At 66.3% G+C, this 13,368-nt stretch carries 12 protein-coding genes; 7 read left to right on the top strand and 5 right to left on the bottom strand.

The annotated features are described in order from the left end of the window. Positions 1–44 precede the first annotated feature (44 nt). Positions 45–467 carry a divergent PAP2 family protein gene (locus ACSQ3S_RS10395; protein ID WP_176653542.1) on the bottom strand — a complete coding sequence of 141 codons (423 nt, stop codon included), beginning with the start codon at positions 465–467 and terminating at the stop codon, positions 45–47. A 107-nt stretch (positions 468–574) separates the two neighbouring features. On the opposite strand from ACSQ3S_RS10395, the gene ACSQ3S_RS10390 reads away from it, so the two are divergent. The 3 genes from ACSQ3S_RS10390 (at position 575) to ACSQ3S_RS10380 (ending at position 3,093) form a co-directional block, all read left to right on the top strand. After that, positions 575–1,633, top strand: a complete 1,059-nt coding sequence (locus ACSQ3S_RS10390) for a DUF475 domain-containing protein (protein WP_413449404.1) — start codon at positions 575–577, stop codon at positions 1,631–1,633. Between the two features lie 37 nt (positions 1,634–1,670). Beyond that, a complete protein-coding gene (locus ACSQ3S_RS10385; RefSeq protein ID WP_176653540.1) occupies positions 1,671–2,042 on the top strand; it encodes a hypothetical protein in 372 nt (123 codons plus the stop codon). Between the two features lie 82 nt (positions 2,043–2,124). Beyond that, positions 2,125–3,093 (top strand): hypothetical protein, encoded by a 969-nt coding sequence (locus ACSQ3S_RS10380; RefSeq protein WP_353405259.1) that lies wholly within the window; start codon positions 2,125–2,127, stop codon positions 3,091–3,093. 95 nt (positions 3,094–3,188) lie between these two features. Here ACSQ3S_RS10380 and ACSQ3S_RS10375 read toward each other — a convergent pair whose 3' ends face one another. The 3 genes from ACSQ3S_RS10375 to ACSQ3S_RS10365 all read right to left on the bottom strand — a co-directional run bounded on the left by ACSQ3S_RS10375 (position 3,189) and on the right by ACSQ3S_RS10365 (position 7,507). After that, entirely contained in the window at positions 3,189–5,462 is a 2,274-nt protein-coding gene (locus tag ACSQ3S_RS10375; protein ID WP_436142310.1) for a hypothetical protein, read from the bottom strand. Between the two features lie 154 nt (positions 5,463–5,616). After that, the gene (locus ACSQ3S_RS10370) at positions 5,617–6,366 is read right to left on the bottom strand and encodes an SDR family oxidoreductase (protein WP_436142309.1); all 750 of its coding nucleotides are present in this window, start codon (positions 6,364–6,366) and stop codon (positions 5,617–5,619) included. Between the two features lie 112 nt (positions 6,367–6,478). After that, complete coding sequence (locus tag ACSQ3S_RS10365; protein ID WP_436145007.1) at positions 6,479–7,507, bottom strand: serine/threonine protein kinase; 1,029 nt, start codon at positions 7,505–7,507, stop codon at positions 6,479–6,481. Between the two features lie 137 nt (positions 7,508–7,644). Between ACSQ3S_RS10365 and ACSQ3S_RS10360 the strand changes: the two genes are divergently transcribed. The 4 genes from ACSQ3S_RS10360 (at position 7,645) to ACSQ3S_RS10345 (ending at position 12,680) form a co-directional block, all read left to right on the top strand. After that, complete coding sequence (locus ACSQ3S_RS10360; RefSeq protein ID WP_176653535.1) at positions 7,645–8,340, top strand: UPF0149 family protein; 696 nt, start codon at positions 7,645–7,647, stop codon at positions 8,338–8,340. A 31-nt stretch (positions 8,341–8,371) separates the two neighbouring features. Next, positions 8,372–9,214 carry a prolyl oligopeptidase family serine peptidase gene (locus ACSQ3S_RS10355; RefSeq protein ID WP_436142308.1) on the top strand — a complete coding sequence of 281 codons (843 nt, stop codon included), beginning with the start codon at positions 8,372–8,374 and terminating at the stop codon, positions 9,212–9,214. 155 nt (positions 9,215–9,369) lie between these two features. Then, complete coding sequence (locus ACSQ3S_RS10350; protein WP_436142307.1) at positions 9,370–11,283, top strand: DUF1800 domain-containing protein; 1,914 nt, start codon at positions 9,370–9,372, stop codon at positions 11,281–11,283. Positions 11,284–11,300: 17 nt separating this feature from the next. After that, a complete protein-coding gene (locus tag ACSQ3S_RS10345) occupies positions 11,301–12,680 on the top strand; it encodes a DUF1501 domain-containing protein (RefSeq protein WP_436142306.1) in 1,380 nt (459 codons plus the stop codon). A gap of 52 nt (positions 12,681–12,732) precedes the next feature. Here ACSQ3S_RS10345 and orn read toward each other — a convergent pair whose 3' ends face one another. After that, positions 12,733–13,329 carry an oligoribonuclease gene (gene orn, locus ACSQ3S_RS10340; RefSeq protein WP_176653531.1) on the bottom strand — a complete coding sequence of 199 codons (597 nt, stop codon included), beginning with the start codon at positions 13,327–13,329 and terminating at the stop codon, positions 12,733–12,735. Positions 13,330–13,368 lie beyond the last annotated feature (39 nt).

Here is a 13,368-nt window from a genome sequence, read left to right as displayed (position 1 = left end):
CCAGCGGAACCGGCGCGCCAGGACGGCACGCCGGTAAAACAGCCTCAGCCGCGGCCGAAGATGGCGTGGATGGCGTGGGCGATGGCGATGCCGGTGCACAGGCCGCCGGCGATCTCCACCAGCGTGTGGCCCATGCGCTCGCGCAGCCATTTGTGGCCACCGTCGTCCTTGGCCAGCCGGTTGATCGCCGCCGCCTGCTTGCCCACGTGCTGGCGCAGGCTGTTGGCGTCGATGACGACGATGAAGCACAGCGTCACCGCCACGCCGAAGGCCGGGTGGCCGATGCCCTCGCGCAGCGCGATCAGGGTCGCCATGCTCGACACCACGGCGCTGTGGTTGCTCGGAAAACCGCCGTTGCCGACCAGGTTGAACGCCCATTTGCGCGCCTTGACGCTATTAATCAGGAACTTGATCGGGCCGACCGTGATCCAGGTGATCAGCGGCGTGACGAGGTAAGCGATATCCATGGGCGAGTCCTTTGCATTTTTGTGGCGCAATTATCGCAGATGGCCCCACAGCGGCGGAAGCAAGTAATATAAAATCACCGCAACTCCACATTTCCATAAAAACAACGATGCAGCACTTCAGAATCTCTTTCATCGTCACCTTGGTCCTGATGGCGCTGGCCGCCTGGTGGGGCTACAGCCACGGCGGCGCCGCCGGCCTGCTGCAGGCGGTCTGGATCGCCGCCGTGCTGGGCGTGATGGAAGTGTCGCTTTCCTTCGACAACGCGGTGGTCAACGCCTCGGTGCTGCGCCACTGGAACGCGTTCTGGCAAAAACTGTTCCTGACGGTCGGCATCGTCGTGGCCGTGTTCGGCATGCGGCTGCTGTTCCCGCTGCTGATCGTCTCGCTGGCGACCGGGCTGGGCCTGATCGACGTCTGGCACATGGCCACCACCACGCCCGAGGAGTACTCGAAGCACCTGACCGGCGCCCACGCCCAGGTGGCGGCCTTCGGCGGCGCCTTCCTGCTGCTGGTGTTCCTGAACTTCCTGTTCGACGAGGAAAAAGAGCTGCACTGGCTGGGCTGGCTCGAGGAAAAGCTGGGCCAGCACGGCACCGAGGCACTGGCCGTGCTGCTGACCCTGGCGGCGGTGTTCGGCTGCGTCGGCCTGGTGCCGATGGAGGAAAAGTACACGGTGCTGGCCGCCGGCGTGATCGGCGTGGTGGTCTACCTGGCGGTCGGCTGGATCAGCAGCCTGCTGGAAGAGAAAGAACCGGACGACGACGACGACCTCACCGAAGCCGGCGTCGGCGCCGTGGTGGCGACGGTGGCGCGCGGCAGCTTCGGCGGCTTCCTCTACCTGGAAGTGCTGGACGCCTCGTTCAGCTTTGACGGCGTCATCGGCGCCTTCGCCATCACCAGCGACGTCGTCATCATCATGCTGGGCCTGGCCATCGGCGCCATGTTCGTGCGCTCGCTGACGGTGTTCCTGGTGCACAAGGGCACGCTGGACGAATACGTCTACCTCGAGCACGGCGCGCACTACGCGATCGGCATCCTGGCGCTGATCATGCTGGCCAGCGTCAAGTACCATGTGCCCGAGTGGTTCACCGGCTTGTCCGGCGTGGCCTTCATCGCGGTATCGCTGTGGTCGTCGATACGCCACAAGCGCAGGCTGGCCGCGTGATAAGATTGAAAACATTGCACCCAACCTGCGCTGACCTATGACCACATCCAAACGTGTTGTTCTGTACCTGTCCGGCCTGCTGGCCGCCGTGCTGCTGCTGTTCGCCGCCTACACCTGGGTGATGCTGCACGTCTCCTACTCGGACGGCGAGCGCGCCGGCTACCTGCAGAAATTCTCCAGCCGGGGCTGGATCTGCAAGACCTGGGAAGGCGAGATCCTGCTGACCTCGATGCCCGGCGCGATACCGGAAAAATTCGAATTCAGCGTGCGCCAGGAGGACGTGGCCAGGCAGCTGATGGACGCCACCGGCAAGCGCGTGGTGCTGACCTATGCCCAGCACAAGGGCGTGCCAAGCCAGTGCTTCGGCGAGACCGAGTACTACATCACCAAGGTCCAGATCCAGCCATGATAGTTGCCTTGCCATCAACATGGCGCGGCGTATCAAAAGTTTCCGGTAATCTCTGCAATAACATTAAAAACCGGACCACACCATGCTAATGCACCGATATTGGCGTCCCGCCGCCATGCTGGCCACACTGCTGGCGTGCGCTGGAGCGCGCGCCCAGGACCTGTCCGCCCAAGGCGGCGCGCTCAGGGTCAGCGGCACCAACGAAAATTCGTTCGCGGTCGGCATCAACTACGCGCAGCCGGTGGGCGACTACCTCGCGCTGAGCCTTGGCTACCTGAACGAGGGCCATCCGGACAATCACCACCGCGACGGCGTGTCGGGCCAGATCTGGCTGCGATCGCACATCAGCGAACAGGGCTTGTCGTGGGGTGTGGGCGTGGGCCAGTACTATTTCTTCGACACGTCGCGGCCGCATGGCGCGCCGGGCGCGGTCTACATCAATGATCACGGCTGGGCGCCGATCTACAGCGTGCAGGCGACCTGGCATCACCCCAACCGCTGGTACACGCAGGTGCAGCTGAACCGCGTGGTGCCGAGCGGCGCCAAGGAGCCGACCACCTCGCTGCTGGTGGGCGTCGGCTACCGTTTCGACGGCGTGCGCGGCGACAAGCTGCATCTGGACGGGCCGTCGACCGACGAGACGCTGACGGTGATGGCCGGCCAGAGCATCGTCAACAGTTTTGAATCGGAGCGTTCCAGGGCGGCCACGCTGGAATACCGCCGCGCGGTGGCGCGCTATATCGACTGGACAGTCAGCTATCTGCACGAGGGAACCTCGGCCGGCACGCACCGCACCGGCGTCGCCAGCCAGTTGTGGCTGATCCGGTCGCTGAACAAGGACGTGGAACTGGGTATGGGGGTCGGTCCCTACCTGGCGTTCGAGGTGCACGACGTGCCGGGCACGCGGTCGCACAAGGCCGGCCTGGTGTCGATGGCCGGCCGCTACCACTTCACCAAGCGCGTGGTGGGCGAACTGTCGCTGAACCGCGTCGTCACCGACTATCACCGCGACGCCGACCTGCTGCTGGTCGGCCTCGGCTTCAGCTATTAAAAGACGGGGTCAGATCCGACAATTGGACACGAGCTCTGCCGTAGCGGCCGCTACGGCAGAGCTCGTGTCCAATTGTCGGATCTGACCCCGGATTGTTAGCGGGCGCGCCAGACGGCTTTGTTGGCTTCGGTTGGCGGCGCCAAACGGGCCGCTTCCTTGCGGGCGCGGGCGGCGTCCAGCGTGGCGACCACGGCGCCCTCTTCCGCTTGCACGCAGTCGCGCGCCGCGGCGTCGACCTTGGCCTGCACGGCGGCCAGCGCTTTTTGCGCGGCGGCGTGGCGGCGGGTTTCCAGTTCCAGCAGTTTCTGCTTGGCGGCGGTCATCGCGGCCGTGGTGTCGGCGACCTTGCGCTGCATCGCCGCATGCGCCTGGGCGGCTTCCACCAGCTCCTGCTGGGCGGCGGCCTTGTCGGCGACTGCCTGCGTGGCGGCCTGCTCTTCGTCGGCACGCTGACGCGCGGCGGCGGCGATATTCTTCTCGGCTTCCAGGCGGCCCGCGATCGCTTTCGATGCGCGCGCTTCGGAAGCGGTGGTCAGCCGCTGTTGCGTCAGCTTCTGGTCGATCAGCGCCAGCGATTGACGCTCGGCTTCGACAAACTCGCGCTCAGCCTGCAGCAGCGCCGCGGCGGCGGCAGCCTTGTCCTGCTCGACGCGGGCACGCTCCGCATGCACCACGCCCAGCTCGACGGCCAGGCGCGCCTGAGCCGCCAGCGCCTGCGCGGCGATGGCTTTCTGCTCGGCGTCCAGCGCGACCTGTTCGGTCATCACGCGGGCCGCTTCGGTTTCTTTTTCCGCGGCGGCGGCCAGGCGCTGCTCGGCTTCCTGCTGCTCGCGATACGCTTCGGTCTGCGCGCGCTCGGCGGCGATGCGGTGCTGCGCGGCGTCGGCGGCGTCCTGCTCGGCTTCCAGCTTTTCCTTCAGCGCGGCGATGGCTTGCTGCTCGGCGGCGGCGCGCGCCTGCTCGGCCTGCAACAGCGCTTCGGCCTGCGCGGCTTTGCGCATGGCCAATGCGTTGGCCTCATCCTGCGCTTCGACGTGCAGCGCCAGCGTGGCGATTTCTTTTTGCTCGGCGGCGTTCTGGCTGGCGGCCAGTTCGGCGGCGGCGCGCGACAAGGCGGCGCGCTCTTCGGCCAACTCGGCGGCGCGCTGCTGTTCCAGGCTGTCGGTGCGGGCCGCTTCGGCGGCGGCTTCATCGGCGGCCTGGCGCAGCTTGGCCTGCTCCAGCGCCAGCGCTTCGGCTTCCACCTTGGCGTGGGTTTTCAGTTCGGCTTCCTGCTCGGCCTGCACGCGGGCCAGCGCGACGGCGCGCAACTGGCTGTCGACTTCGATGCGCGCTTCGGTCGCGGCCAGGATGCTGGCGTCGGCGTCGCGGCGCGCCTGGGCGCTGGCGGCGGCCACCATCTCCAGCCGTTCGCGGTGGATCGCGGCGTCGCGGATTTCCTTTTCGGTTTGCAGGCGCAGGTGCAGCGATTGCGCGGCGCTGCGCTCGGATTCGGCCTTGGCCAGCGCGATCTGTTCACGTTCCTGCTCCAGGTGCGCCAGGGCGCGGGCCTCTTCCAGCGCGCGCACTTCGGCGGCGGCGCGGTTGAAGGCCGATTCCAGCGCGATCTGGTCGGCGCGCTCGCGCTGCACGGTCAGGTCCAGCGCTTCGGCTTCGGCCTGGACCAGCATCTGCGCGGTCTGGCGGGCGGCGTGGGCGTGGCGCTCGCGTTCGCGCGCCAAGGTGGCGACGCGGGCGTCGGCGGAGGCGATGCCGACCACTTCTTCCTTGGCGGCCTGCACGGCGGCGACGCGCTCCACCGCTTGCAGGCGGGCTTGTTCGGTCTGCGTCGCCAGTTCTTCTGCGGCGCGGGCGGCCTGCTCGGCCAGCTGCGACTCGGCGGCGATCTGTTCGTGGGCGCGCTTGCGGCTTTCGCTTTCGGCCTTGGCGCGCTGCTCGGCGGCCAGGCGGATTTGCGTGTCGGCTTCGACCCGGGCGCGCAGTTCGGCGGTTTCCTGTTTGACGGCGTCGAGGCGGGCCACGCTGGCCTGGGCGGCGGCGCGCAGCGACTCGAGGCGCTCGCGGTTGGCGGCGATGGCTTCTTCGGAGGCTTGCGCATTTTGCTGCGCGGCGGCGGCGGCTGCGGCGTCCATCGCGGCGCGGTCTTCGGCCAGCGCGCGGGCGCGGGCCTCGGCGTGGGCGCGGTTTTCGGCGGCGCAGGCGGCCTTGGCGTCGGCTTCGACGCGGGCGATCGCTTCCTGGATCGCCTTCATTTCCATCGCGGCGCGCGGAGTCGAGGTAGCTGCGGTCGGTTCGTCCGGATCATGCAGCGACACCATAGGGAGCAGTTTGACGTTGTCGCTGTCTTGTTTGGCCAGTTGTGCTTGCATGAGGGTTCTCGCTAGACGATATGTCCCGGCACCAACCGGGACTTCTGAGTTCTCATTATCAAGTAGCAGGCAAGCAAGCCGAACCGCAAGAAGAGGCGGAAAAACCCGCCATTTCCTTGGATGCGGCACATTCCAACGGCGTTGACGATCAGACTTACCCCTTGGAACGGCGCAGCCATTCGTCCAGGCCGATGCCACCGAGACGCGCCTCGCCCATCGGCACCAGCGAATATTGCTCGACGCGGCCGCCAAAATAACGGGCTTCGGGATCGGCCACCACCACCCGCGCATCGCCCACCGCTTTCAGATAGCGGGCAATGTATTCGTTGAACGGAGCGCGTTCCGGGCCGGCGATCTCGACGATGCCGCTGCGCGGCGCGGCCTGCGCGACATCCGCCACGATGGCCGCCACGTCGTCCGCCGCAATAGGCTGGAACAGGCCCGATGCCAGACGCACCGTATCGCCGTCCGCGGCCGCCGCGGCGATCCCGTTGAGGAATTCCATGAACTGGGTCGAGCGGATGATGGTGTAGGGGATGCCGGACGCGGCGATCAGTTTCTCCTGCGCAACCTTGGCCAGGAAGTAGCCGTTGTCCGGCATACGGTCGGTGCCGGCAATCGACAGCGCGACGTGATGCCGCACGCCCGCTTCGGCCTCGGCCGCCAGCAGGTTGCGGCTGGCGGTCTGGAAGAATTCCAGCACGGCTTGCGGCTCCCAGGATGGCGCGTTGGCAAGGTCGATCACGACCTGCGCGCCGGCCATGGCTTGCGCCAGGCCCTCGCCGGTGATGCTGTTGACACCGCTCGAGGGCGAGCCGGCGACCACCTCATGGCCGGCCTGGCGCAGAATGGATACAGTTTTCGAGCCGATCAGGCCGGTACCACCGATAACGACGATCTTCATGATGTGCCTTTCAATAGATTAACAATGCGCTCTAAGGGTCTTCCTGCCTATAAGACGGGACAGGCGGAAGACTTGTGACAGGCAAATCAGATTATTTTCATCGCGGCGGTATTTACACCGGCCGCAGCGGCGGTTCGTCCATCAGCGAAATCTGCTCTTTCAGCTCCAGGATACGGTCCTGCCAGTAGCGCTGGGTGTTAAACCACGGGAAGGCGATCGGGAAGGCAGGATCGTCCCAGCGGCGCGCCAGCCAGGCCGAATAATGGATCAGCCGCAAAGTGCGCAGCGCCTCGACCAGGTGCAGCTGGCGCGGGTTGAATTCGCAGAAATCCTCGTAGCCGGCCAGGATGTCGCTCATCTGGCGCGTCTGCTCGGCCCGCTCACCGGACAGCATCATCCACAGGTCCTGGATCGCCGGCCCCATGCGGCTGTCGTCGAAATCGACGAAATGCGGGCCGGCGTCGGTCCACAGCACGTTGCCGCCGTGGCAATCACCGTGCAGGCGCAGCTGCGGCAGTTCGCCGGCGCGCTCGTAGCTGCGGCGCACGCCGTCGAGCGCCTGTTGCGACACGCTGGCGTAAGCTTCCTTCAAATCGGCCGGAATGAACTGGTTGGCCTGCAGGTACTCGCAAGGCTCGGTGCCGAAGGTGGCGATGTCGATCGCAGGCCGCTGCAGGTAAGGCTTGATCGCGCCGACCGCGTGGATGCGCGCGATGAAGCGGCCGGTCCACTCCAGCACCGACGGATCGCTGAGCTCGGGCGCGCGGCCGCCGTGGCGGGCGAACACGGCAAACCGGAAGCCGTTGAAGTGGTGCAGCGTGGCCCGGTCCGGCCCCAGCGCCAGCGCCGGCACCACCGGGATCTCGCGCGCGGCCAGTTCCTCGGTGAAGCCGTGCTCCTCCAGGATGGCCGCGTCGCTCCAGCGCCCCGGACGGTAAAACTTGACCACCAGCGGCTTGTCGTCCTCGATGCCGACCTGGTAAACCCGGTTTTCATAGCTGTTCAGCGCCAGCAGCCGGCCGTCGCCGCGCAGGCCGATGCTGTCCAGCGCGTCGAGCACGCATTCCGGATTGAGGGCCGAATACGGATGCGGCGCCTGCTCCTGCGGGGCGTCGTGGGCGGCGGCCAGCTGGTCCAGCATGCCGGCGGCCAGCGCCGCCGCACGGGCATCGGCCGCTTCGTCGTCAGCGTCTTCGTCTAAATGATCTTGGTTCATCCCCGCATTGTACGGGGCGCGGCGTGTATACTGTCGGCTTCAATCCAAGAAAAGAGCAAGCCATGCAACTCGACCAGCCACTGAGCGAAAAAGAATTCGACGAATTAGACAATTTCCTGCTGTCCGAACGCAGCCCGGAAGATGCGATGACGATGGACATGCTGCACGGTTACCTGACCGCCATCGCCATCGGCCCGGAAACTATCATGCCGGCCGAATGGCTGAAACGCGTCTGGGGCCAGGAAGACACCGATATTCCGAAGTTCAAGAATGAAAAGGAAGAGGAACGCATCCTCCAACTGATCATGCGCTTCATGAACGAAGTGCTGGTGACGTTTGAAGTGGCGCCGAAGGAATTTGAACCGCTGTTCGTCGAGCACGAGCACGAAGGCCAGACCCTGATCGACGCCGAAGCGTGGTGCTGGGGCTTCTGGGAAGGCATGGAGCTGCGTCCCGGCTCGTGGGACGAGATCTGGGAATCGGACGTGCAGGAGCTGATGAAGCCGATCTACCTGCTGGGCGCCGACGAGATCGAGGAAGAAGAACTGCCGCTGGTCGAAGATCCGGTCAAGGCGCACAAGCTGGCGCAGGAGCTGGAGGCCAACCTGCCGTCCATCTACAAGTTCTGGGTGCCGCGCCGCAAGGCCGCCGTCACCACGATCAAGCGCGACGAGCCGAAAGTCGGCCGCAACGACGACTGCCCTTGCGGCAGCGGCAAGAAGTACAAGAAGTGCCACGGCGCCGATACGGCCGAATAAGCCGATGACGCTGTGCGGCGCGGTGCGGTCTTTGCTGCAATTGTTGCTGCCAGCGCTGCTGCTGGCGGCGACGTCCGCGTCCGCCGCCCAGCCGGCAGCGGAACTGGTCACCGACCGCACCACGCCCGCCAAACAGGCCGCCGACGCGGCCTTGCTGAAGTCCCTGGACCGCGACGCGTTCTACAACGGCAGCTACGCCGGCCCGACCGGCGCCCTCTCCTATCGCCTGCTGTCGCCGGCCAACGCCCAGCCGGGCCGGCGCTACCCGCTGGTCATCGTGCTGCACGGTTCAGGCGCCGTCGGCACCGACAACACCAGCCAGCTGGGCCAGTTGGCCATGTCCTGGGCCGCGCCGGCGATGCGCAAGCGTTTCCCGGCCTACGTCCTGGTGCCGCAATTCGCCGAGCGCAGCGCCAACTACGCGCCGTCCTCCGCCGACGGCTTGCTGGCCGCCCAGCCCGGCCCTCGCCTGCCCACACTGCTCGCCGTGGTGGAAAACCTGATGCCGCAATACGCCATCGATGCCGACCGCGTCTACGTCACCGGCTTCTCGATGGGCGCGTCCGCCGCCACCCAGGCGATGCTGCAAAACCCCGCCATGTTTGCCGCCGGCGTCGCTTTCTCCGGCATCCCGCCCGAGCGCAGCGCCGCCGCCCGCTTGAGCGGCATGCCGCTGCTGATCGTGCACGGCAACGCCGACGCCGAAAATCCCATCGAGCCCGACCGCGCCATGTTCGCCGCCCTGCGGCGCCAGCCCGGCGCCGCCCGCATCCGCTTCCTCGAATACCAGGGCATGGAACACCAGGTTCCCGCCGACATGCTGCTCTCCCCCGTCTGGCGCGACTGGCTGTTCGCCCAGCGCCGTCCGCGCTGACAATCGCATTGACAATATTTGTCAGCGGCATGCCTGACAATTTTTGTCCGGCGCCGGCAATTTTTGTCGCTACTCTCCCAAAATCAAGCACTTAGCCTGTGGCACGATTGTTGCCAGATGGCACATGTCGTCTAAAAATAAAACAGGAGAGATGCATGTCATTCTTACCAACACGCGCATGGCCCGCCGCCTGCCTGCTGACGCTGAGCGGTTCGGTCTGGGCCGCCACGGCCACGGTGGAAAGCACCGCCAGGGGTGCGGTGGCGCTGGGCAGTAAAGTATGGTTCCTCGGCAAAGTCGATGGCCAGGGCGTCTACATGAACTTCGCCGTCAATGGCGTCCCTGGCGGCAATGCCACCTACGGCAGGCTTAACTCGCAAAACGGCGAGTACGTGGCGCCGTCGGTGCTGCCGGCCAATGTGACCATCACCATCACCGGCACCACCACCAAGGATGCCAAGGTCGGCGCCAACCTGTCCGCCAGCACCACGCTGACCTTGAAGGCAGCGACCGCGCCGGCGCCGGCTCCCTCCCCAACGCCGAGCCCGGAACCCAGGCCTGCGCCGACACCAAGCCCGGCGCCTGCGCCAACGCCTGTACCTGCGCCGGCGCCGGTTCCGCCGCCCATCGGCCAGCAACCGGCGCCGGACGCCGCGCGCATCAGCGCCGTGCGCCTGCTGGAGCAAGCCACCTTCGGCGCCACGCCGGCCGACGTCGCCGCGATCAAGGCCAACGGCCAGGCCGCCTGGCTCAAGCAGCAGTTCGCCGCGCCGGCCAGCGCCATCCCTGTCACCACGGACATGAAGCTGCTGCAAAACACCTGGTACAAGAACATGGCGACCGGCCCCGACCAGCTGCGCCAGCGCATGATCTTCGCGCTATCGCAGCTGTTCGTCGTCTCCGCCGACAAGAACCCGTACGCCAACGAAATCCAGCCGTGGCTGACGACGATCTCCAACAACGCCTTCGGCAATTTCAACACGCTGCTGCGCGAGATGACGCTGAATCCGTCGATGGGCAAGTACCTCGACCTCGGCAACAGCATCACGCCGGCGCCGAACGAAAACTATGCCCGTGAAGTGATGCAGCTGTTCACCCTCGGCCCCGTGCTGCTGAACCAGGACGGCAGCGTGCAGACCGATCGCAACGGCGACCCGATCCCGACCTATGACCAGGCCCGCATCAGCGACTTCGCGCGCGCCCTGAGCGGCTGGACCTATCCCGGCAGCAGCGCCACCGGCATCAACTGGGAAAATTTCACCGGCCCGCTGCAGCCGCGCGACAAGTTCCACGACAAAGGCAGCAAGACCTTGCTGCTGGGCGCCGTCCTTCCTTCCGGCCAGACCGCCGTGCAGGACATGGATGGCGTGATGCAGAACCTGTTCCAGCATCCGAACCTGCCGCCGTTCATCGCCACGCGCCTGATCCGCGCCTTCGTCACCAGCAACCCAAGCCCGGCCTACATCACCCGCGTGGCCGACGTGTTCGCCTACGGCAGCGCCGGACGCGGCGACCTGCAGGCGACGCTGACCGCCGTGCTGACCGATCCCGAAGCGCGCCAGGACGTACCGGCCACCGTACAAGGCCACCTGAAAGATCCGATGCTGCAATCGATCGGCCTGTTCCGCACTCTGGGCGCGACGATCACCGATCCGGGCAACCTGTTCTGGGACTACTTCCTGCTCGGCCAGAAGATCACCGCCGCGCCGAGCGTGTTCAACTTCTACTCGCCGATGACGCGCCTGCCCGGCTCGCCGCAATACTACGGCCCCGAGTTCCAGCTGTACGCGCCGAGCCTGGCCGTGGCGCGCGCCAACTTCCTCTACAAGTTCATCTCCGGCGAATACAAGGGCATGGTCAACGTCGACATCGCGCCGTTCGTCGCCGTGGCCGGCGACGCCACCGCGCTGATCAACCTGGTCGACTCGACCTTGCTGGCGGGCCGCATGTCGGCCACGGCGCGCACCGCCATCGGCGGCGCCGTCAACGCCTCGGCCGACACGCGCCAGCGCGCCATCACCGCGCTCTACCTCGCCGCCATCAGCGCCGAATTCGCCGTAGCCCAATAAAAGAAGAGAGGAACAACATGAGCAAGCACTCCACCTCCCGCCGCCGCTTCCTCGGCACCGGCGCACAAACCGGCGCGCTGGGCGCGCTGTCCGCGATGGGCCTGATGGGCATCGCCGCGCCGGCCCGCGCCGCCGTCACCGACTACAAGGCGCTGGTCTGCCTGTATCTGTTCGGCGGCAACGACGGCAACAACATGATCGTGCCGCTCGACAGCACCCGCTACGCGCAATACAACGCGATACGCGGCAGTCACGGCCTGGCGCTGTCGACCGCCGCCAAGACGCTGCTGGCGCCACGCAGCGCAACCTTGCAGGCCACGGCCAATCCGGTCACGCAGGCATTCGGCTTCCACTACGGCATGCCGGAACTGGACGCGCTGTACGGCCAGGGCCAGGTCGCCGCCATCCTCAACGTCGGCAGCCTGCGCCAGCCGCTGAGCAAGGCGCAGTACCTGGCTGGCACCGCCGTGCCGTCGCAGCTGTTCTCGCATCCCGACCAGACCATCCAGAACCAGGCCGGCACGCCGTCCTCCGCCGCCACCGGCTGGGGCGGACGGCTGGTGGACGTGCTGGGCACCGGCGGCCACCTGGACGCGATCTCGGTCGGCGCCGGCGGCCTGTTTGTCGAAGGCGCCAGCACCCACGGCAATCTGCTGCCGGGCAACGGGCAACTGGACCTGGCCGGCATGAACTTCTGGCCGCAGAAGGAAGCCGACGCGCGCCGCGCCGCGCTGGTGCAGATCCTGTCGGCGCAACATCCCAACCTGATCGCCGACGCCGCCAACAAGGCGCTGCTGAACGGCATGGACCTGGTGACCAACCTGAAGGCCGCCAATACCGGCGCGCCGCTGGCGACCGTGTTCCCCGGCACCTCGCTCGGGCAGCAGCTGAAGACGGTGGCGCAGCTGATACGCATCCGCGCGCCGCAAGGGCCGGGACGGCAGGTGTACTTCGTCTCGCAAGGCGGCTTCGACACGCACGGCGGCCAGGCCTACCAGCAGTTCGACATGCTGCGCCAGGTGTCGCAGGCGCTGGCCGCGTTCCAGCTGGCGCTGGCGGAGATCCGCGCCGAGCAGCAGGTGACCAGTTTCACGATGTCCGAATTCGGCCGCACCCTGCAGCCGAACAGCGGCGGCACCGACCATGCATGGGGCAATCACCACCTGGTGGTCGGGGCGGCGGTCAAGGGCGGCGTCTACGGCCAGTTCCCCGACTTCACGCTGGGCGGCAAGGACGACGCCACCGGGCGCGGCGCGTGGATACCGCAGTTCTCCAACCAACAATACGGCGCCACCCTGGGCCGCTGGTTCGGTGCCGATGCGGACATGCTGGAAACCCAGGTCTTCAAGAACGAACTGGGCAACTTCGGACTGAAGGACCTCGGCTTCATGGGATAGGCGACGAAAAAACCGCCGGACTCGGCCGGCGTTGTCGCAGCTGCGATTTCAATTACAGCTTGATGAAATGCTCGCGGTAGTATTTCAGCTCATCGATCGATTCGATGATGTCGGCCATCGCCGTATGCTTCTGGTGCTTCTTGAAGCCGCCGACGATTTCCGGCTTCCAGCGCTTGCACAGTTCCTTGAGCGTGGAGACGTCGATGTTCCGGTAGTGGAAATAGGCTTCCAGCTTCGGCATGTAGCGCACCATGAAGCGGCGGTCCTGGCCGATGGTGTTGCCGCACATCGGCGCTTTGCCCTTTGGCACCCACAGCTTCATGAACTTGATCAGCTCCTCTTCCGCCTCGGCCTCGGTCACCGTCGACGCCTTGACGCGGTCGACCAGGCCCGAGCGGCCGTGCGTGCCCTTGTTCCAGGCGTCCATCTTGTCCAGCGTCTCGTCGCTCTGGTGGATCGCGAACACCGGGCCCTCGGCCAGCACGTTCAGGTGCATGTCGGTGACCACCACGGCCACCTCGATGATGCGGTCGGTGTCCGGCTCCAGGCCGGTCATCTCCATGTCCACCCACACCAGGTTGAACTCATTCTGGCGCGGGGCGGTCGCCGCCGGTGCGGAACCTTCAGGCAAATCAGTAGCTTGTGACATAATTCTCTCTTGGCTCGGGTGGAGCCCATTGTTTATCCG

Origin of the sequence: Duganella sp. LjRoot269 (assembly GCF_964254095.1) — a bacterium.
GTDB classification, from domain to species: domain Bacteria; phylum Pseudomonadota; class Gammaproteobacteria; order Burkholderiales; family Burkholderiaceae_D; genus Rugamonas; species Rugamonas hordei.
The sequence above is the reverse complement of the archived record's forward strand: the minus strand, read 5'-3'. Positions and strand labels throughout refer to the sequence as shown.

Coding starts and splice junctions, on each gene's coding strand:
- ACSQ3S_RS10380 (WP_353405259.1), top strand. CDS start 2,125: ATGCTAATGCACCGATATTGGCGTCCCGCCGCCATGCTGGCCACACTG.
- ACSQ3S_RS10345 (WP_436142306.1), top strand. CDS start 11,301: ATGAGCAAGCACTCCACCTCCCGCCGCCGCTTCCTCGGCACCGGCGCA.
- ACSQ3S_RS10360 (WP_176653535.1), top strand. CDS start 7,645: ATGCAACTCGACCAGCCACTGAGCGAAAAAGAATTCGACGAATTAGAC.
- ACSQ3S_RS10370 (WP_436142309.1), bottom strand. CDS start 6,366: ATGAAGATCGTCGTTATCGGTGGTACCGGCCTGATCGGCTCGAAAACT.
- ACSQ3S_RS10365 (WP_436145007.1), bottom strand. CDS start 7,507: ATGCTGGACCAGCTGGCCGCCGCCCACGACGCCCCGCAGGAGCAGGCG.
- ACSQ3S_RS10350 (WP_436142307.1), top strand. CDS start 9,370: ATGTCATTCTTACCAACACGCGCATGGCCCGCCGCCTGCCTGCTGACG.
- ACSQ3S_RS10395 (WP_176653542.1), bottom strand. CDS start 467: ATGGATATCGCTTACCTCGTCACGCCGCTGATCACCTGGATCACGGTC.
- orn (WP_176653531.1), bottom strand. CDS start 13,329: ATGTCACAAGCTACTGATTTGCCTGAAGGTTCCGCACCGGCGGCGACC.
- ACSQ3S_RS10385 (WP_176653540.1), top strand. CDS start 1,671: ATGACCACATCCAAACGTGTTGTTCTGTACCTGTCCGGCCTGCTGGCC.
- ACSQ3S_RS10390 (WP_413449404.1), top strand. CDS start 575: ATGCAGCACTTCAGAATCTCTTTCATCGTCACCTTGGTCCTGATGGCG.
- ACSQ3S_RS10375 (WP_436142310.1), bottom strand. CDS start 5,462: ATGCAAGCACAACTGGCCAAACAAGACAGCGACAACGTCAAACTGCTC.